The 17,085-nt window shown below is 63.6% G+C and carries 18 protein-coding genes and 1 pseudogene; 10 read left to right on the forward strand and 9 right to left on the reverse strand.

What is annotated here, in order from left to right; genetic code table 11:
- Positions 1-108 precede the first annotated feature (108 nt).
- Complete coding sequence (locus tag IIE29_RS02685) at positions 109-1,014, forward strand: GAF and ANTAR domain-containing protein (RefSeq protein WP_246475647.1); 906 nt, start codon at positions 109-111, stop codon at positions 1,012-1,014.
- Here the strand turns inward: IIE29_RS02685 and IIE29_RS02690 are convergent.
- The 5 genes from IIE29_RS02690 to ctaD form a co-directional block, all read right to left on the reverse strand.
- A complete protein-coding gene (locus IIE29_RS02690) occupies positions 946-1,245 on the reverse strand; it encodes a hypothetical protein (RefSeq protein WP_209323630.1) in 300 nt (99 codons plus the stop codon). The two genes, IIE29_RS02685 and IIE29_RS02690, sit on opposite strands and share 69 nt — an antisense overlap.
- Before the next feature lie 140 nt (positions 1,246-1,385).
- On the reverse strand, positions 1,386-1,769 hold the full coding sequence (locus tag IIE29_RS02695; protein WP_209323631.1) for a DUF2267 domain-containing protein: 384 nt from the start codon (positions 1,767-1,769) through the stop codon (positions 1,386-1,388).
- Positions 1,770-1,815: 46 nt separating this feature from the next.
- Entirely contained in the window at positions 1,816-2,889 is a 1,074-nt protein-coding gene (locus IIE29_RS02700; RefSeq protein ID WP_209323632.1) for an aldo/keto reductase, read from the reverse strand.
- Between the two features lie 109 nt (positions 2,890-2,998).
- Entirely contained in the window at positions 2,999-4,252 is a 1,254-nt protein-coding gene (locus tag IIE29_RS02705; protein WP_209323633.1) for a dicarboxylate/amino acid:cation symporter, read from the reverse strand.
- 111 nt (positions 4,253-4,363) lie between these two features.
- Positions 4,364-6,058, reverse strand: a complete 1,695-nt coding sequence (gene ctaD, locus IIE29_RS02710) for an aa3-type cytochrome oxidase subunit I (protein ID WP_209323634.1) — start codon at positions 6,056-6,058, stop codon at positions 4,364-4,366.
- A 393-nt stretch (positions 6,059-6,451) separates the two neighbouring features.
- On the opposite strand from ctaD, the gene IIE29_RS02715 reads away from it, so the two are divergent.
- On the forward strand, positions 6,452-7,582 hold the full coding sequence (locus IIE29_RS02715) for a magnesium and cobalt transport protein CorA (protein WP_209323635.1): 1,131 nt from the start codon (positions 6,452-6,454) through the stop codon (positions 7,580-7,582).
- Here the strand turns inward: IIE29_RS02715 and IIE29_RS02720 are convergent.
- Positions 7,560-9,455 carry a glycosyltransferase gene (locus tag IIE29_RS02720; RefSeq protein ID WP_209323636.1) on the reverse strand — a complete coding sequence of 632 codons (1,896 nt, stop codon included), beginning with the start codon at positions 9,453-9,455 and terminating at the stop codon, positions 7,560-7,562. The two genes, IIE29_RS02715 and IIE29_RS02720, sit on opposite strands and share 23 nt — an antisense overlap.
- 97 nt (positions 9,456-9,552) lie before the next feature.
- Positions 9,553-10,458: a CPBP family intramembrane glutamic endopeptidase gene (locus tag IIE29_RS02725; RefSeq protein WP_209323637.1), complete on the reverse strand. Its 906-nt coding sequence runs from the start codon at positions 10,456-10,458 to the stop codon at positions 9,553-9,555.
- 224 nt (positions 10,459-10,682) lie between these two features.
- Between IIE29_RS02725 and IIE29_RS17220 the strand changes: the two are divergent.
- From IIE29_RS17220 to IIE29_RS02740, 5 genes and pseudogenes are all read left to right on the forward strand, one after another.
- A pseudogene (locus IIE29_RS17220) lies at positions 10,683-10,745 on the forward strand (hypothetical protein); the annotation flags it as partial.
- 43 nt (positions 10,746-10,788) lie between these two features.
- A complete protein-coding gene (locus tag IIE29_RS16985; RefSeq protein ID WP_281389041.1) occupies positions 10,789-10,911 on the forward strand; it encodes a hypothetical protein in 123 nt (40 codons plus the stop codon).
- Positions 10,912-10,924: 13 nt separating this feature from the next.
- Positions 10,925-11,686 carry a pyrimidine reductase family protein gene (locus tag IIE29_RS02730; RefSeq protein WP_209323638.1) on the forward strand — a complete coding sequence of 254 codons (762 nt, stop codon included), beginning with the start codon at positions 10,925-10,927 and terminating at the stop codon, positions 11,684-11,686.
- Complete coding sequence (locus tag IIE29_RS02735; protein WP_209323639.1) at positions 11,683-12,189, forward strand: flavin reductase family protein; 507 nt, start codon at positions 11,683-11,685, stop codon at positions 12,187-12,189. Before IIE29_RS02730 ends, IIE29_RS02735 begins: the two co-directional genes overlap by 4 nt.
- A gap of 64 nt (positions 12,190-12,253) precedes the next feature.
- Positions 12,254-12,757: a CinA family protein gene (locus IIE29_RS02740; RefSeq protein ID WP_209323640.1), complete on the forward strand. Its 504-nt coding sequence runs from the start codon at positions 12,254-12,256 to the stop codon at positions 12,755-12,757.
- A gap of 22 nt (positions 12,758-12,779) precedes the next feature.
- Here the strand turns inward: IIE29_RS02740 and IIE29_RS16750 are convergent, their stop codons facing one another.
- Positions 12,780-12,932, reverse strand: a complete 153-nt coding sequence (locus IIE29_RS16750) for a hypothetical protein (protein WP_246475648.1) — start codon at positions 12,930-12,932, stop codon at positions 12,780-12,782.
- A 13-nt stretch (positions 12,933-12,945) separates the two neighbouring features.
- Between IIE29_RS16750 and IIE29_RS02745 the strand changes: the two genes are divergently transcribed.
- Together IIE29_RS02745 and IIE29_RS02750 are read left to right on the forward strand one after the other, a co-directional pair.
- Complete coding sequence (locus tag IIE29_RS02745) at positions 12,946-14,106, forward strand: TrkH family potassium uptake protein (protein ID WP_343071770.1); 1,161 nt, start codon at positions 12,946-12,948, stop codon at positions 14,104-14,106.
- 65 nt (positions 14,107-14,171) lie between these two features.
- Positions 14,172-14,909, forward strand: coding sequence for a potassium channel family protein (locus IIE29_RS02750; protein ID WP_209323641.1), 738 nt, complete (start codon positions 14,172-14,174; stop codon positions 14,907-14,909).
- A 15-nt stretch (positions 14,910-14,924) separates the two neighbouring features.
- On the opposite strand, the gene IIE29_RS02755 is transcribed toward IIE29_RS02750, so the two are convergent.
- Positions 14,925-15,347: an organic hydroperoxide resistance protein gene (locus IIE29_RS02755; RefSeq protein ID WP_209323642.1), complete on the reverse strand. Its 423-nt coding sequence runs from the start codon at positions 15,345-15,347 to the stop codon at positions 14,925-14,927.
- 218 nt (positions 15,348-15,565) lie between these two features.
- Between IIE29_RS02755 and IIE29_RS02760 the strand changes: the two genes are divergently transcribed.
- Positions 15,566-17,008, forward strand: coding sequence for an MFS transporter (locus IIE29_RS02760; protein WP_209323643.1), 1,443 nt, complete (start codon positions 15,566-15,568; stop codon positions 17,006-17,008).
- The last annotated feature ends 77 nt before the right edge of the window (positions 17,009-17,085 follow it).

The following is a 17,085-nucleotide window of genomic DNA, read 5'->3' on the forward strand; positions in this document are numbered from 1 at the left end:
CCTCTGTCGAGGATGTCTCCAGGCTTGAACGCCGCCGAACACTCCTGAATTCGATCTCACCCTCCTCATACTCTTGAAGCGGCCCGGGCGGTGCTGGAATATTGAGCAATGACGAGTACAGCAGCTCCGGGCGTGAAGTTGTACAACGAGAAGGAGCAGGAATTGAGCTCAGATGACAACACTCGAGGACTCCCGTCCGAACACGACCGGGCTGAACAGGCGGGCGAGGACGTACTGGCGATCGCCCTCGGAGAGATGGCACGCGAGCTTCAGAATCAGACTCCCCACCAGCTCCTGATGGCCATCGCCGAAGCCGCCGTGGCGATCATCCCCGGTGCGGAGCACAGCTCCATCAGCCTCGTCGAAGGACGCAGGACAGTCACCCCGAAGGCCCCCACGAGCGAGCTTCCGACACGAGTCGATGAGATCCAGACGGCTGAGGGCCAGGGGCCGTGCCTCGACGCCATCTATGAACAGAAGACGGTCCGGATCCCCGATATGCGGACCGAGACGCGCTGGCCCGACTTCGCACGGCGGGCTGCGGCTGAGGCTCCTATCCGCAGCATGTTGGCGTTCCAGCTCTTCGTCGAGGCCGAGACCCTCGGCGCGCTCAACATCTTCTCCAGTCGACCACAGGCGTTCTCCGACGAATCGGAACATGTCGGACTCATCGTCGCAGCGCACGCGGCGGTCGCCCTCGCCGGTTCCCAGGAAGTGTCCCAGCTCCACTCGGCTCTCGTCTCGCGCGACATGATCGGCATGGCCAAAGGAATCCTCATGGAGCGCTACAGGATCGACGAGCACAAGGCTTTCCTACTTCTCGTCAAAGTGAGCAATGTATCGAACATCAAACTTCATGAACAGGCGGAAAGGCTCGTCTACACCGGATACATGGAACAGAACCTTTCCTCACAGTCTCAGGACGCCGACTCACCTGTGCGAAAGCTATCCTCCGAAGACGTCACCCGGTGCGAGCGGTTCGGCTTCGTCAAAATCGGGTTCGCTGCTGAATGACGCCCGAGGCGGGACCGGCAGCATGTCGATGAGTTCGTTGACGGCCTGCGCCATGATGTCGTGCTGGTACCCGGAGAGTCCGTAGGCCCCGTGGAGATAGGCATCGAGTTCGAGCTCGCTCATCTCACCGCCCAAGCTCACGTAGTGCAGCCACACTCCCTCCAGAGACAGATTCCAGTACTCGATGACACCGGCCAGTTTCGCCCCTCGTGTCTGAATAGCTTTGTCCATACTTGAGTATTCGCAGCCCTCAGAGGAACGGATGGGTCTTCCCGGCGACCAGGTCGCTGCTGCGCATCCTCATCTGCCTCCGATGGGCGCTGTGCGACCTGTGTTCATGCCGCCAGTGTTGGCCACTGCGGTTTCAGTCATCAGTCCTCAAAGAGCGGGGCGAACCCAGCGGGCAGCTGTGAGCGAAGATCGTCGTTCTCGCCCTCGGACACCGCCGCGTCCACTGTCGAGAGCACTGCACGCGCATACGTTCTCGCGGTTTCGGGGTCGATCCCCTCGCCCAGCTGATCAGCCAGACGGCGGAGGAAACCATCCACATCGTCGGTCAGCGGTGCTTCCGAACCGTGCCGTTGGAGCGGTTCCTGCAGTTCAGCAGGAAGCTGCGCGGCCAGATCCGCCGCCTCTCCGCCCTTGAGCTGTTTGCCGAGAGCGTCCAACACCGTCCGGGTCACGACGGCAGCGCTCTCCGGATCGCTGGGCCCGCCGACTTCGGTGACGTTCTTGAGGAACTCATCACTGCGCATGGTCAGGCACCTTCTTCCCCGTTCGTATCTTCATTGTCATGTCGAGCTAAGCATCGTCACCGAAGACGTGTCGGCGCTGCTCGGCGTGGAATTCGGCCTCGACCGGTTCGGGGCGGTCCTGGGCCGTCATCATCCTGTGCCAGTGCGGATAATAGGCAGGCAGCTGCGTTGCCGCGGTGATCCTGTCCCGGGCCTCCGGCGGAAGCGTCAGCTCCGCGGCATCGAGGTCCTCGGTGAGATGCTCGAGCTTCCGAGCCGCGATCACCGTGCCGTCCACACCTGGACGATCGAGGATCCAAGAGATCACTACCTGTGGAATCGACCAGCCCAGCTCATCGGCGATCTGGGCGAACAGCTCGATGAGGTCATAGGCTCGCTTCCAATCGGTGACGTGCGGTTCCGGCCAACCGGTCCCCTGCCGAGTGTCCGAGGGCGTCTGCCGACCTCTCCTGACCTTCCCGTTGAGGAGTCCTTCTCCCAGCGGACTCCAGCCGAATGTCGCCACTCCCAGGTCGCGGGCGGCCGGGATCATCTCGTATTCGATCTCGCGGGCCTCGGGCGTGTAGTACACCTGCTGGGAGATCGGACCTTCAAGTCCTGCCAGTCGCGCTTCATAGACCGTCTTCGTCAGCTGCCAGGCGCTGAAGTTCGAGACTCCCCAGTACCGGATCTTTCCGGCCCGGATCATCTCGTTGACGGTGGAGATGGTCTCCGTGATCGGCGTCTGCCCGTCCCATTGGTGGATGTAGAGCAGGTCGAGGTGATCGGTGCGCAGTCGCTCGAGGCTGTCCTCGACCGCTCGTGTCAGATGCTGTCTGCTTGCCCCCGAATCATTGGGGCCCTCTCCCGTGGGCATCCGCGCTTTGGACGTGAGGATGACATCATCGCGCTTATCGCCCATGACCTCGCCGAGGACCCTTTCCGCATCGCCGGCAGAGTAGAGGTTGGCTGTATCGATGAAGTTCACGCCACGATCCAGAGCTTCGCGGAACTGGCGTCGAGCCTCATCTCCGCGGATCCCTGCGATCTTCTCGAATCCTCCACCGGATCCGAACGGAATGGTGCCCAGTGCCAGTCGCGACACGTACAGGCCCGAATCCCCGAGTCGGGTGTAGTCCATTGGGAGCTCCTCCTCGTCATATCATCGGGTGAGCACGAATGCGGACTGTGCCTCACGATTCCAGAAGGACGAGGTCATCGCTACCCCTCCCGTGAATGCAGTGAAGACGCTACAATCCGCGGCTGCCCTCGCTGATGCGCTTCTCGCTCTTGTCGATGAGATGGACTCCGACGAGATCGCCGGTGATGTTGATCATCGTCGCGCCCATCCCGAGGAGGACGTCGACACCCGCCACCAAGGCAACGGTCTCGAGCGGCAGACCGGCTTGCTGCAGCAGGATCGTCAACCCGATGAGACCGGCACCGGGGACTCCCGCAGTGCCGATCGAGACGAACGTGGCAGTGAGGACGATTGCGCCGAGTTCGAGCACGGACATGTCATGTCCGACGATATTGGCAGCCAGCACCACCGATGCTCCCAATCGAATGACAGCGCCGTCCATGTTGATGGTCGCTCCCAAGGGGATGACGAAGCCCGCGACCTCTTGGAGGATTCCCGCTTTCCTCGTCGCCTCGAGCGACACCGGAATGGTCCCGGAGCTGCTCTGCGTGGTGAATGCCGTGGCCATCGGCGCCCCGGCGACGCGGAAGAACCCGCCGATCGGAATCCGATTGATCAGCAGCAGCGGAATATAGATGAGGAGGATCTGCACGGCCAGCCCCGCATAGACGACGCCGGTCAGCTTTCCCAGGGCCGTCAGAGCATCCAATCCTTGGCTGCCGATGTCACTCGCCACCAGGGCAAGTACGCCGAACGGCGCAAATTGGAGTATCCCGGCGAGGATGCGGAACGTCATTTCCTTGGCTGCGAGCACGAGATCGTAGACGAGCTTCCCGAAACGGGAGATCGTCTCATCCGAGGAGCGGCGCATCCCTGCAAGGGTGAGGCCGACGACCATGGAGACGAAGATCAGAGCGAGGATGTTGCCGTCGACCAGAGCCTTGAAGAGGTTCTCGGGGAATATGCTGACGAGCTGATCGACGAACGAGGGCGCCTTGGGTGTCTCTGCGCCCTTCTCGGGGCGGTGGAGCCCTATCCCCGGCTTGACCAGAAGCGCCAGGGACAGACTGATGACGACGGCGGCGATCGTCGTGAGGATGTAGAAGGCGAAGGTCTTGAAAGCGACCCTGACGAGGTTTCCGGGGCGCGTGCTGTTGACCGCGTCGATCAGCGTCACCATGATGATCGGGATGACGATCAGCTGCAGGAGGTTGAGCAGAATGTCGCCGATCGGTGACAGCACCTGCGCCTGCTCCCCTAAAACGAGGGCGACGATCAGTCCGAGGACGAATCCGACCGTCATCTTCACGAAGAGCGCTGTATCCCGGTAGCGGCGCCAGATGCGGAGGAGGATTCGTGTCATGTTCTACCGCTCCGTGCTCGCAGTTCCCTCATGGTGGGCTTCCGGTCCGCGGCGATGCCGACCGCTTGCCACTCTAACCCACGTGCGTACGGAAGCCCGAGGAGTTCGCTCTCACCGTGTGCGGTCTCCTGTCAGGTGGAGTCCACTTTCGGGAGCCGCGTATTCGAGCAGCTCCGGGTGATTCGCATCGAACGCGGGGCGTTCGGAACGGATCTTCGGCAGCGACGTGAAGTTGTGGCGCGGGGGTGGGCAGGAGGTCGCCCATTCGAGCGAGGCTCCGTAGCCCCACGGATCATCCACGGTGACCTTCGGCGCGTTGCGGGCGGTGATCCACACGTTCCAGAAGAACGGAACCATCGACAGACCCAGCAGCAGCGATCCGACCGTCGACACCTGGTTCAACCAAGTGAAGCCGTCCTGCGGCAGGTAGTCGGCATAACGACGAGGCATGCCGTCGACACCCAGCCAGTGCTGGACGAGGAAGGTTCCGTGGAAGCCGATGAACAGCATCCAGAAGTGGATGTGACCGAGCTTCTCGTTGAGCATCCTGCCGGTCCACTTCGGCCACCAGAAATAGAACCCGGCGAACATCGCGAACACGACGGTGCCGAAGACGACATAGTGGAAGTGCGCGACGACGAAGTAGGTGTCCGACACCTGCTGATCGAGGGCGGGGCTGGCCAGGATCACACCGGTGAGTCCGCCGAACAGGAACGTCGCCAGAAAGCCGATCGCCCACACGATCGGAGTCTCGAAGGTGACTGACCCTCGCCACATCGTGCCGATCCAGTTGAAGAATTTCACACCCGTCGGAATCGCGATGAGCATCGACATGAACGCGAAGAACGGCAACGCGACCACACCGGTGACGAACATGTGGTGGGCCCAGACCGTGACCGACAGCGCAGCGATCGCGATGGTCGCGAACACGAGTTCCTTGTACCCGAACACCGGCTTGCGGCTGAAGACGGGGAAGATCTCTGTCACAATGCCGAAGAAAGGCAGCGCGATCACATACACCTCGGGATGGCCGAAGAACCAGAACAAGTGCTGCCAGAGAATCGGTCCCCCGTTGCCCGGACTGAACACATGGGAGCCCAGGATCCTGTCTGCGCCGAGGACGAGCAGCGCCGCGGCCAGGGGCTGGAAGGCCATGAGCACGAGGAGCGCGGTGATGAGGACGTTCCAGGTGAAGATCGGCATGCGGAACATCGTCATCCCCGGGGCACGCAGGGTGATGACGGTGGTGATGAAGTTCACCGAGCCGAGGATCGTTCCGAAGCCCTGCAGCGCAAGACCGAGGACCCACAGATTGCCGCCGACGCCAGGCGTGAAAGTCGTGTTGTTCAGCGGAGCATAGGCCGTCCAGCCGAAGGCCGCAGCTCCGTGCGGGGTGAGGAAGCCCGACAACGCGATCAGCGACCCGAAGAGGTACATCCAGAAAGCGAAGGCGTTCAGACGCGGGAACGCGACGTCCGGGGCACCGATCTGCAACGGCATGATGACATTGGCGAAGCCGGCGAACAGCGGAGTGGCGAACATCAGCAGCATCAGAGTGCCGTGCATGGTGAACAGCTGGTTGTACTGTTCCTTCGTCTCGACGATCTGCATGCCGGGCTCGAAGAGCTCGAGGCGGATGATCAGCGCCATCACGCCGCCGACGCAGAAGAAGAAGAACGAGCCGATGAGGTACATGTACCCGATCGTCTTGTGGTCCGTCGACGTGATCCAGTCGACGATGATCTTGCCCTTGCTCCGTGGAACCTCGGGAGCGTCCAGAGCCGCCTGTTCGATTGTGGCGGTCATTGTTCAGCACCTTCTTTCGGGTACCAATTGCGATCGCATTCAGGTTCGGACTGGCCGACGCTGCTCTCATCGATGAGATGACGCGTCTATTCGGTGAGTTCGACCATATGTGCGACCTGGAAGTTGAAGAACATGTCTGAGCGGCATCCCCTACTCAGCTCGGCGCACTTCGCCGTATTCGCCTTCTTTCTCAGCAGACAAGGAGTCTGCTGAACCGTTTCATTCGAGCGCTGCTGTCTTCCAGTCTAGTGCCGGGCCCGGGAGATGCACCCAGCGATTTTCCCCTCACCGGAGAATCTGCCGGCACTGAGGTTCCACGTCCGACCTGCTCCGTCCTGAAGCCGGCGGTGGTGTGCAGTACCGTTGAAGGGCTGTCAGAGGAAAGGGAGCCCAATGGCCAGAGCACGCAGGCACAAGTCCGAACGGCCGACGCGGCGCAAGCGATCGTCGATGGCCTCGAAGACGACGGTCCCCGAGGCGCCGACGCTCTTCAGCCGCCGCATCGGCGACAGTGAACCGCAGGAGATGAACGTCGCCCGGTCCTTCTCAGAGGCACTGTCGGCACACGACCCGGACGACTCCGGTCCGACCGCTCCCAGCTCGATCACGCAGGTCGTCATCCCCCGCTCCACTCCCGGACTGCTCGAGGAGATCGCTTCGACCTGGCAGCTGCACCCCGTTGTCGTCGACGATCTCTTCCACGCCAACCAGCGGGCCAAGGTCGATCGCTACGACGAGGTCCTCTTCGTCGTCATCAAAGCAGCGGTGTACCGCGATGCGATCGAAGAGGTCGAGTTCAACGAATTCCACCTGCTCATGAAGGACGACGTTCTGGTCATCATCTGTCAGGGCGACCGGTTCATCGACGGCACTCCGATCCCCGAACGCGTCGAGGACATCACCGCCTACTTCACGAACGAGAAGCGCAGCTGGAGGACCGACCGTCAGCTGCTCTCTTTGGGCCCCGAAGCGCTCGTGTACCGGCTCCTCGACACCGCGGTCGATACGTACTTCCCCGTCCTCGACGGTCTGCAGGACGACAAGGACGGCATCGAACGGCAGGTCTTCAGCGGAGACACCGCCGCGGCCGAACGCATCTACCTGCTCAGTCAGGAGGTCATCGACGTCCTCCACAACTCCACGCATCTCAATCGCCTGACGCAGGCGCTGGGAAACGGGGCCGCCAAATATGCGATCCCTGACGAGCTGCGTGCCTACCTCGACGATGTCACCGACCACCTCACCCGGGTCCTCGCCGAGGCGGGTGAGCTGCGGGAGGCCCTGTCCCAGATCCTCAACGTCAATTCCACGCTCGTCGCCCAGCGTCAGAACGAGGATATGAAGAAGATCTCCGGCTGGGCCGCGATCCTCTTCGCACCTACCCTCGTCGGCGCGATCTACGGTATGAACTTCGACGATATGCCCGAACTCCACTGGGCCTTCGGCTATCCGATGGCGCTGGGCCTCATGCTCGGTCTCGGCATCGTGCTCTACGTCGTGTTCAAGACGAAGAAATGGATGTGAGGTCAGCTGATCCGCCGGTCACATCGACCGGCCTGTGAGCCATTCGAGCGCTGAAGTTCCCAGGCTTGGTCGTATAGAGCTCCATCCTGCCGCCCTGATTCGCGATCGCGTCATCGGCACCGGCGATGCGGGCCCGGTTGAAGCTTCTTCCGTCGATGAGATCGACCGAGAAGTCGAGGTATCCATCGACGCCGTCAGGGAATCCGGCTGCCGGCAGCGTGGCACTGACCAGTCCGTTCCGGCAGCTGGCGGCAGCCCGCCCGTAGAAGCAGCCTGCACGCGACTTCCACGAGACATACGCAGCTTCGGGAACGAACGAGCCGAGTCCGGAGATGTCCACATCGAGTCGGATTCCGGTGGCGGTCGCCTCCGCCCCTCGGAGTTGGGCATGCAGCTCATCGAGGTGAACGATGGGCGTGAAAGACTGCTCTGCCAATACCTTCCCCCATCTCTGCACGATCGCAGACTCAGAGAAGTCGGCGGCTCTCTCGATCGCTCTCTGTCTCATCGTCCGCACCTCGTCATCCGACATCGAGAGGAACTGCAGGATGGTCTCTGTCAGAGCGTCCACGTCTCCGGGACGAACTGTGAAGCCGTTCACCCCGTGCTCGATGATGTCCGCTGGGCCGTAATCCATCGCATAGCAGATCGGGATACAGCCTGCGGACATGCTTTCGAGCACGACAAGGGGCAGCCCCTCAAACCGACTAGTCAGGAGGCTGAACGAGCTCGTGTGGAATTTCGATTTGGCACCTGTCGTGTGACCGTGCAGCCGAATGGCACCCGTGACACCGGACTCATCGATGAGATCAGTCAGCCTCGGTCTGTCCTCGCCTTCTCCGTAGACGTCGAGAGTCACGTCCGGATTGTCGGCTCTCACGTGTGCGATGGCCGTGATGGCATCTTCGACTCGCTTCTCGGGAACCAAACGCGCGATCATCGCGCCCCTGCCGCGCGGCCGAAGCAGTGTCGGATCACCGTGCAGGTCGACTGTGAAGTTCGGGACCGTCCTCAGCTTGTCTGTAGTCAGCCGAAGCTCGTCCATGTCTCGACGCTGTTCGTCTGTGAGCGTTGTGACCAGGTCGAAGGCATCGAGATTGCTCAGTAGACCGAACTTACCTTCGGCTAACGTTCTGTGAACTCCGTCACCCGCATCGTCGAGGTGGTGACTGTGAACCACCTGGCAGAGCATGACATTGTCGCGTCGATACTCATGAACGAAGGTGCCGACGAAAGCCGAATCGCAGATGAGGAAGGTCTTCCTCGTTCCGATGACGACGTCGAGCCACGCCTGATAGAACTCGCGGGCCGTGGACCACTGCGCGATAGCCTTCTGCTCGCGGTCGAACAGGGTGATCCGACGTCCTCCCCGTCGGCCGCGCTTCTTCATATCCTGGCGATCGACGACCAGTAGGTGGCCGCGATCGTGGTAACGGTCGACCTGGAGAAGTCGCTTCTCAGAGTCTCGCCTGAACTCAGACCAGTCCTGCCCAGTTCTCTGCAGCACGTCAGCAGTCGACCTCGGGTCGGCTTCCTCGGTGCCGATCATTCTGCGCAGCTTCCGATCCGACCATGTGGTCAGGTCCTGCCAGAGATTCTGCACCTTCACCCGGCGATCGATGCGCCCTTCGTCACGAAGCTCGAGTTCTCGTTCCTGGCCTTTCAGCTCCGGGCTCAAGGTCAGAATGTCTACCCGGCGATTGTCTAGGCGCGCGAACGCCGAGCTGCGTTCGAGGGCGACCGTGGTCATCCCGCCGAAGTCGTAACCGATGCCCCATGTCAAGGTGTAGTAGCGTCCTTCGGGCAGCAGGCCGCGGTGGGGAAAGCGGTGAGGGAAGGGGCGCGCTGAAGTGCTTCTGGGGTCGGTGTCCATTATAGAAATGCTAATGAATGACCTTCCAAATGCCAGTAGGCACACCTCTCCTTCTGGTCATGATCATTCTCTGCACGTTCGCCGGAATCCTCTGAAGTCAGACCGTTTGGGACGGCGCCGGCCGGTCGAAGAAGAGCGAGCGCTCCCTGACGAGGATCACAGCTGACACGACGAGGAGGATCCCCGTCTGGATGAGCTTCGAGTCAGGCTCAGTCATGAAGATCTCCGCCGACATGTTCGCCGAAGCATGGAAGACGACGGGCACCAGAATGCTGCGTCCGCAACGGTAGTACAGCCAGTTCATCAGCAGTACGAAGGCGATCATCGAGACGGGAAAATTAAGAGCGGCGAGCACACCCGACTCGACCACCTCATTCTGGTAGTAGCCGTCGATGAACGACAGCGGCACGTGCCACAGCGCCCAGATAAGGGTGAAGAGCATCGAAGCGGAGAAGACTCGCATCTTCCGCACCAGAGTGTCTGTGCCGTAGCTGTGCCAGGACAGCTCCTCGATGATCGCGGCTCCGATGAGCGTCACCCAGGCAGGCATGAGACCGGTCGAGAATGTGAAACCTCCGCGCAGGGAGAACTGGTCCACACCATGACCGAAGAGCAACGACAGCCCCTGGGCAGCCATGAGGCTGACCGGGACCAGGAGCACGGCGGTCAGCACCCACGGCATTCGGTCCGCTCTCGGCCATTTCAGCCTCTCGACGATATCCGTTCGAAGCCTCGGACTGCGCCGGATGAGAGCGACGACCACTGCCAAAGGAGAGAACAGGCCGGCCAATGACAACACGAGCGTGGAGACGAGCACTCCCGTGCTCTGCACCGGCAGATGGCTGAGATAGGCCGCTGCGAACCAGAACCCCCAGGGCAGAGCCGTGGCCCACACGTAGAACGCAACCGGCCTGGAATATTCGCGCAGAATCGCTTCGTCCTGCCGACCCCGAGCCGGGCGGGAATCGACCGGACGGTTTCCGATCGTCGAGTCTGCAACCATGCCACAGAGAGTAGAGCCGCCGACCAGCATTGACCAGGTGTGCACGATCCTCAGCGGGATGCCCGCGAATTCGCGCCCTGCCCGGTGACCGGCACTCCGACGCCTGCGCGGGCCTCGGCTCACCGGCAGCCCACGACTATGCCGCCCCGGACACGGTCTCCGAGCTCGAATTCCCGACCACGATCTCCCATCGCGGCGGCGCCGACGTCTACCCGGAGGAGTCCATGGAAGGGTTCACCGCCTCGGCGCGGGACGGGTTCCTGCCCGAGATGGACATCCAGTTCCTCTCCGACGGCACGCCCGTGCTCATCCACGACGACACCGCCCGACATGCGCAAGCTCGACAAGGCCGGCTTCCACGTCGCCCCCTACACGCTGCCGACCGCCAAGGACGGCCACCGCCTGCCCGGCTGGATCGACGGCTTCTTCACCGACGACGCCTGGACCGATTGAGTAGACTGCACAGATGGAGCCTCTCGAACGCAGTGCACCGATCCCGGATCCGCTGGCGCCCTATCTCGCAGTCGACCGCTCCCAGCCGCGGCACGAATGCTGGGTGGCCGGACACACGGTGGCCGGTCTCGACGGGACCGCCTCCATCCATGGACGCGTCGGCGCCCTGTCGACCGCACCCGATCAGGACCTGTTCCGTCGGATGCGGCAGATCGCCGATGTCGTCATGGTCGGCGCCCAGACGGTGCGCAGTGAAGGGTATGCGCCGATGCGGCTGAACGAGGACGCCCAGACGCAGCGCCGGGCTCGGGGCCAGTCCGAGATGCCGCCGGTGGCGGTGGTCAGTCGCAGCCTCGACCTCGATTGGTCCTCCCAGGTCTTCGCCGGAGCACCCGAGCACGCGCGCACCATCGTCATCACGTGCGCGAAAGCCGATCCCGAGCGGCTGGCCGCTGCGGAACAGGCGGCCACGATCATCATCGCCGGCGAGGACCGCGTCGAACCGGCGAAGGCGCTGCAGGCTCTGGCCGGTCTCGGCTACCGCGTCGTGCTCTGCGAAGGCGGACCGCGCTGGCTCGGCGAGCTCGTCGCAGCCGACCGCCTCGACGAACTGTGCCTGTCGATCTCACCGATGATGGGCGGTGACCAGCTGCCGGTGAGCGTCGCCCCGCCCGGGGCGGGCATCGCGCAGTTCGCCCTGCAAGCCACGATGGTCGCCGATGACACGCTCTTCCTCCGCTACGAGGCGAAGCCGCCGGAAGAGGGACGGTCATGAGCACCGGCCTCGACGCTCTCATGTGCTCGGTCGATGCCCCGCTCATCGTCGTGACCACCTCGGCGGAGGGCGAACGAGCCGGCTGCCTCGTGGGGTTCCATTCGCAGGCGAGCATCAGCCCGCAGCGGTACTGCTTCTGGCTGTCGAAGGCCAACCACACCTACCGGGTGGCTCTGCGCTCCGACCGCTTCGCCGTGCACTTCCTCACGAGCAGCGATGTGGAGCTGGCGCGCCACTTCGGGTCCCGCTCCGGTTCCGAGGCGGACAAGTTCACGGACCTCGACATCACCGTCACCGAGGAGGGCGTGCCGCTGCTCGCGGACCTGCCGAATCGCCTCCTCGTCGATCGCATCGCGATGCTCGACGACGGCGGCGACCACGTGTGCACCACAGCACACGTGCTCTCTGCCGAATCCGCGGGAGACTTCACACCCCTGCACGTCTCCCAGCTGGGAGATCTCACTCCCGGTCACACCAGCGACGAACGCGCCGTCCGCCCATAAGGTGAGTCACCGCACCCGTTCCTCGCCGCGACCGGGTCCGCACGATCCGGAGTAGAGTACGCACGTGTCCAGCTTTGAAGAGCATGAGAACAGCGCCGCGCAGGTCGCCGAGCGCCTCTCCGAGTTCTGCACCGAACACAGCATCCGGGTCGCGGCAGCGGAGTCGCTCACCGGCGGCAGGATCGCCAGCCACCTCTCCGCAGCATCGGGGTCCGGAGACTGGTTCGCGGGCGGGGTCGTCGCGTATTCGAGTGAGGTCAAGCATCGACTTCTCAAGGTCCCGCGCGGCTCGGTGATCTCCCGTGAGGCAGTGGAGGCGATGGCCCGGTCCGTCGGAGACATGATGGACGCCGATGCGGTCGTCGCCGCCTCCGGCGCCGGCGGTCCGGAAGGTCAGGACGGCCAGGAGCCGGGGACGACGTGTCTGGCCGTCATCGTCGACGGCGAGGTCGAGACCGCGGTCCACCACTTCTCGGGCGAACCGCTCGACATCCTGTCCCAGGCCCAGGAGCGGGCGTTGGCAATGCTGCTGGAGGCGCTTCGGAAGCGGTATGACGGGTACTGTTGAGGCATGGTGACAATGGCGGAAGTCATTCGGAGTCGACAGCATGCCGATAGTGCATAATCCCCATCGCAATGCCATCGACCGCGTGCTCGTGGCCTACCTCGCGGCTCTGCTCGTCGGCACAGGCCTGCTGATGTTGCCCGTCTGCGCTCTTCACTGCCACCTCGGCGATCAGCATCACGGGTCTGGAAGTGCTCTCGACCGGCAGCGATTTCACGTTCTTCGGCCAAGCCGTGATCCTCGGTCTCATCCAAGCCGGCGGGCTCGGCGTCCTCCTGCTCACCACTCTGCTGGCCATGCTCGTTGCGGGAAAGGCCGGTCTCAGGCTCCGGGAGTCGGCCGCCGTCGAGGCCAAGACCTCCGCGATCGGAGGCGTCGGTCCGATGGTGCTGCGCATCATCGGCCTGACCGTCGTCACTGAGGCCATCGTCGCGGTGCTGCTGTTCCTGCGCTTCTTCACCCACTACGGCCAAGAGGCGGGGAACGCGGTGTGGGAGGGGGTGTTCAATGCGGTCTCGGCGTTCAACAACGCCGGCTTCGGTCTCCGCTCCGACAGTCTCGCCGACTACGCCACCGACCCCTTCGTGTGCGGGCCCATCGCCGCGGCGATCATCCTCGGCGGGCTCGGATATCCGGTGTTCGTCGAGATCGTCCGCCGCTACCGGGCTCCGCTGATGTGGAGCATGACGACGCGTGCGGTGGTCGTCGCGACTCCCGTGCTGCTCCTGGCCGGCACCGTGTTCATCGCCGCCGTCGAATGGAACAACCCCGGCACTCTGGGCCGGTTCGACTGGTGGGGCAAGCTGCAGGCGGCGGCGTTCCAATCGACGACGACGCGCACGGCCGGTTTCAGCTCGGTCGACATCTCGCAGATGCACTCGGCCACCTGGTTCGGCATGGACATCCTCATGTTCGTCGGCGGAGGCCCGGCAGGCACCGCCGGCGGCGTGAAGATCACCACCGTCCTGGTGGTGCTGGCCATGGCCTGGACCGAGATCACCGGAGGCACCATGACGAACCTCTTCGGAGCCCGTGTGGCGCACTCGGCTCACCGACAGGCGACGACGGTGATCGTGCTGGCTCTGGCGCTCATCACCACGGCCACGACCCTCCTCATGCTCGACGAACCGCAGCTGGGGCTCGACCGGGTCCTCTTCGAAGTCATCTCCGGGTTCGGCAACGTCGGCCTGTCGACCGGGATCACCACCGGTCTGCCCGCAATGAGCCAGATCGTCCTCATCCTCGTGATGATCCTCGGACGTCTGGGGCCGGTCACCGTCGCCTCGGGATTGGCGCTGCGGGCACGGGCCATCCGCTATGAGCTTCCCGTCGAACGGCCGCTCATCGGCTGAGCGGCCCGGAGCCGCCTCGGCTCCTCGCAGTCAGACCTCATCCCGGTTCGGAAAGGACAATGGATATGAAGAGCAGAAAGTGGCGCACGCGACCGGCGGCGTTCTTCATGGGCAACCCTCACCCCATGGCACATCACGGCGCCGTGGCCGTCATCGGTCTGGGGCGCTTCGGCGGGTCGTTGGCCACGGAGCTGGCCGCCTACGGCGTCGACGTCATCGGCATCGACATCAACGAGGAGGTCGTCGCCCAGTACTCTGACAAACTGGCCTTCGTCTCCCGGACGGATGCGACGGATGAGACCGTGCTGCGCCAGCTCGGCCTCGAGGATGTCAGTCAAGTGGTGATCGCCATCGGCAACGACCTCGAAGCCAGCATCCTCACTGCCTCGAAGGTCCTCAAGATCGGGAATCGGCACATCTGGGCCAAAGCCGTCAGCCAGGCGCACGCGGACATCCTCGGTCAGCTGGGCATCGACAATGTGATCCGCCCGGAGAACGACATGGGGCGCCGCACGGCGCATCTCATCCGCGGGAACATGTCGGACTTCATGCCGGTCAGCGAGGACTTCGTGCTGGCGCGCACGGCACCGCCAGTGCGCATCTCGGATTCGCCGCTGGCGTCGTTCGATGTCCGGCGCGAGTACGGGGTCAGCGTCGTGGCGTTCAGACGCGACGGTGAGGACAGCTGGGACATCGCCGACCAGGATGTCACCCTCTACGCCAACGATGAGATCCTCATCGCGGGCAGCCCCGGCGAGGTCGAGGACTTCAGCACCCTCGACGAAGACGACGAGGAGGGCTGAAGTCCCGCACCGCTGTCAGACGGCGACGACTTCGACCGGGATGTTGCCGCGGGTGGCCTTCGAGTACGGGCAGAGTTCGTGAGTGCGATCGACGAGCTTCTGCGCGGTCTCGTGATCGACATCGGGCAGGCTGACCTCGAGCCTGACCGACAGGCCGAAGCTCTCGCCCTCCTTGCCGATGCCCACTTGGGCGTTGACGACGGACTTCGAGGTGTCGATGCCCTGCTCCTTGCCCGCCAGGCCGAGTGCGCCCTGGAAGCAGGCTCCGTAGCCCACGGCGAAGAGCTGCTCGGGATTGGTGCCGCCGCCCGGGCCGCCCTGCTCCTTCGGAGTGCGGAGGTCGACGTCGACCATCTTGTCGTCGGTGGCTCCGTGTCCGTCCCGACCGCCGGTGACCTCTGCCTTGGCGGTGTAGGCGATGTTCTCTGGTGTCTTCATCAGCTTCTCCTTCGTTCGGGTCACGGTGCCACCGACGATAGCGCAGTTGCCATGTTCCCGTAAGGGGGCGGACACAGCGCTCCTGCTCAGTGGTAACGTGCCCAGCACACGCCAACCATGCGTCAGGCATGGTCTCGGGCCGAGGCGGCCCGACTCAGTTGAGCGCCGCGGAGACGGGTGCGACAGCGCACCCGATGACAGTCGGGAGGTTGAGAGACATGAGCGAGTCCTCGCACGACGAGAAGATCCCCACCCCGGACGGCATCGACATGAGCAAGATGCCGCCGGAGGACAAACGCACTCTCAAGCGGGCCATCGGAGGGTCCGCGTTGGGCAACGCCGTCGAATGGTTCGACTACGGCGTGTACTCATACGTATCGGTCTACATCGCCAATGCGTTCTTCCCCGGCGAATGGGGCATCGCTCTCACTTTCGCCTTCCTCGCCCTGTCCTTCGTCTTCCGGCCCCTGGGCGGATTCGTCCTCGGACCCCTGGGCGACAAGATCGGACGCCAGCACGTCATGGTCCTCACGATCATCATGATGACGATTCCGACGACGCTGATCGGCGTCCTGCCCACCTATGCCACCCTCGGTGCGTTCGCCCCGATCCTGCTGCTCCTGTGCCGGATGGTCCAGGGCTTCTCCACGGGCGGGGAGTACGGCGGCGCGGCCGTGTACATGGCGGAATCGGCACCGGACAAGAGGCGCGGCTTCTGCGGCTCCTTCCTCGAGCTCGGCACCGTCGCCGGGACCGCCTCGGCGGCCCTGGTCTGCACCATCCTCCTCGTGCTCGTCGGCAGCGATGGGATGGACGCCGGCTGGTGGCGCCTGCCGTTCCTCCTCACCCTGCCGCTGGGCGCGGTCGCACTGTGGCTGCGGCTGAAGCTCGACGAACCGGAGGCCTTCTCCGAAGCGACGTCACGGCAGAAGACAGCGAAGAAGCCGTTCCGGGAGCTGTTCCGCGGATACTCGAAGCAGATCGCCATGCTCATGGCCTTCGTCGTGCTGCTCAACATCGGCCAGTACATGGTGCTGACGTACATGCCGACCTATCTGGCCGAGACGCTGGGACATTCGGAGATCGAGAGCAACTTCATGCTCATCGGCCTGCTCGCGGCGATGATGATCGTCATCACTCCGCTGGGACGACTGACGGACTCCATCGGCCGCAAGCCGGTGCTCTACACCTCGGCGATCGGATTCATCCTCCTCTCCGTGCCCGCATTCATGCTCATGCACGCCGAGGCAGCCGGCTGGCAGATCCTGGGCCTGGGCATCATCGCCCTGCTCCAGGTGATGCTCCAGTCCTGCGTGTCCGCGACCCTGCCGGCGATCTTCCCCACGCAGGTGCGCTTCTCCGGCTTCGCCATCGGCTACAACATCTCCACGGCGATCTTCGGCGGCACGACCGCAGCGGTGAACACCTTCGTCATCAAACAGACGGGATTCGATCTCTTCCCGGCCTTCTATCTGGTCGCGGCCGGCATCATCGGCCTCATCGGCATCCACTTCTTCAATGAGACCGCCGGACGGCCGATCAACGGCGACACTCCCCCGGGATCGGAGGACGAGGAACTCGCGGAGATGGGCTACGAGCTCATCGGATTCAACGACAGCCCCGAGGAAGACGCGGCTGCCGGGAAGGACACGGCCTCCTGAGAGCAGCGGGCACTCGCGGCGATTTGTCGCAGGCACCGCTTCCCGTCGGATTTCCGCGACCGGGCCTTGTCCGCCTC

The sequence above is a fragment of the Brevibacterium renqingii genome (genome assembly GCF_017808095.1).
In the GTDB taxonomy this organism is placed as follows: domain Bacteria; phylum Actinomycetota; class Actinomycetes; order Actinomycetales; family Brevibacteriaceae; genus Brevibacterium; species Brevibacterium renqingii.

What these genes read in the sequence shown, in the direction of transcription:
- IIE29_RS02685 (WP_246475647.1), top strand. Translation starts at nt 109, where the DNA reads ATGACGAGTACAGCAGCTCCGGGCGTGAAGTTGTACAACGAGAAGGAG.
- IIE29_RS02690 (WP_209323630.1), bottom strand. Translation starts at nt 1,245, where the DNA reads ATGGACAAAGCTATTCAGACACGAGGGGCGAAACTGGCCGGTGTCATC.
- IIE29_RS02695 (WP_209323631.1), bottom strand. Translation starts at nt 1,769, where the DNA reads ATGCGCAGTGATGAGTTCCTCAAGAACGTCACCGAAGTCGGCGGGCCC.
- IIE29_RS02700 (WP_209323632.1), bottom strand. Translation starts at nt 2,889, where the DNA reads ATGGACTACACCCGACTCGGGGATTCGGGCCTGTACGTGTCGCGACTG.
- IIE29_RS02705 (WP_209323633.1), bottom strand. Translation starts at nt 4,252, where the DNA reads ATGACACGAATCCTCCTCCGCATCTGGCGCCGCTACCGGGATACAGCG.
- ctaD (WP_209323634.1), bottom strand. Translation starts at nt 6,058, where the DNA reads ATGACCGCCACAATCGAACAGGCGGCTCTGGACGCTCCCGAGGTTCCA.
- IIE29_RS02715 (WP_209323635.1), top strand. Translation starts at nt 6,452, where the DNA reads ATGGCCAGAGCACGCAGGCACAAGTCCGAACGGCCGACGCGGCGCAAG.
- IIE29_RS02720 (WP_209323636.1), bottom strand. Translation starts at nt 9,455, where the DNA reads ATGGACACCGACCCCAGAAGCACTTCAGCGCGCCCCTTCCCTCACCGC.
- IIE29_RS02725 (WP_209323637.1), bottom strand. Translation starts at nt 10,458, where the DNA reads ATGGTTGCAGACTCGACGATCGGAAACCGTCCGGTCGATTCCCGCCCG.
- IIE29_RS16985 (WP_281389041.1), top strand. Translation starts at nt 10,789, where the DNA reads ATGCGCAAGCTCGACAAGGCCGGCTTCCACGTCGCCCCCTACACGCTG.
- IIE29_RS02730 (WP_209323638.1), top strand. Translation starts at nt 10,925, where the DNA reads ATGGAGCCTCTCGAACGCAGTGCACCGATCCCGGATCCGCTGGCGCCC.
- IIE29_RS02735 (WP_209323639.1), top strand. Translation starts at nt 11,683, where the DNA reads ATGAGCACCGGCCTCGACGCTCTCATGTGCTCGGTCGATGCCCCGCTC.
- IIE29_RS16750 (WP_246475648.1), bottom strand. Translation starts at nt 12,932, where the DNA reads ATGCTGATCGCCGAGGTGGCAGTGAAGAGCGCAGACGGGCAACATCAG.
- IIE29_RS02750 (WP_209323641.1), top strand. Translation starts at nt 14,172, where the DNA reads ATGAAGAGCAGAAAGTGGCGCACGCGACCGGCGGCGTTCTTCATGGGC.
- IIE29_RS02755 (WP_209323642.1), bottom strand. Translation starts at nt 15,347, where the DNA reads ATGAAGACACCAGAGAACATCGCCTACACCGCCAAGGCAGAGGTCACC.
- IIE29_RS02760 (WP_209323643.1), top strand. Translation starts at nt 15,566, where the DNA reads ATGAGCGAGTCCTCGCACGACGAGAAGATCCCCACCCCGGACGGCATC.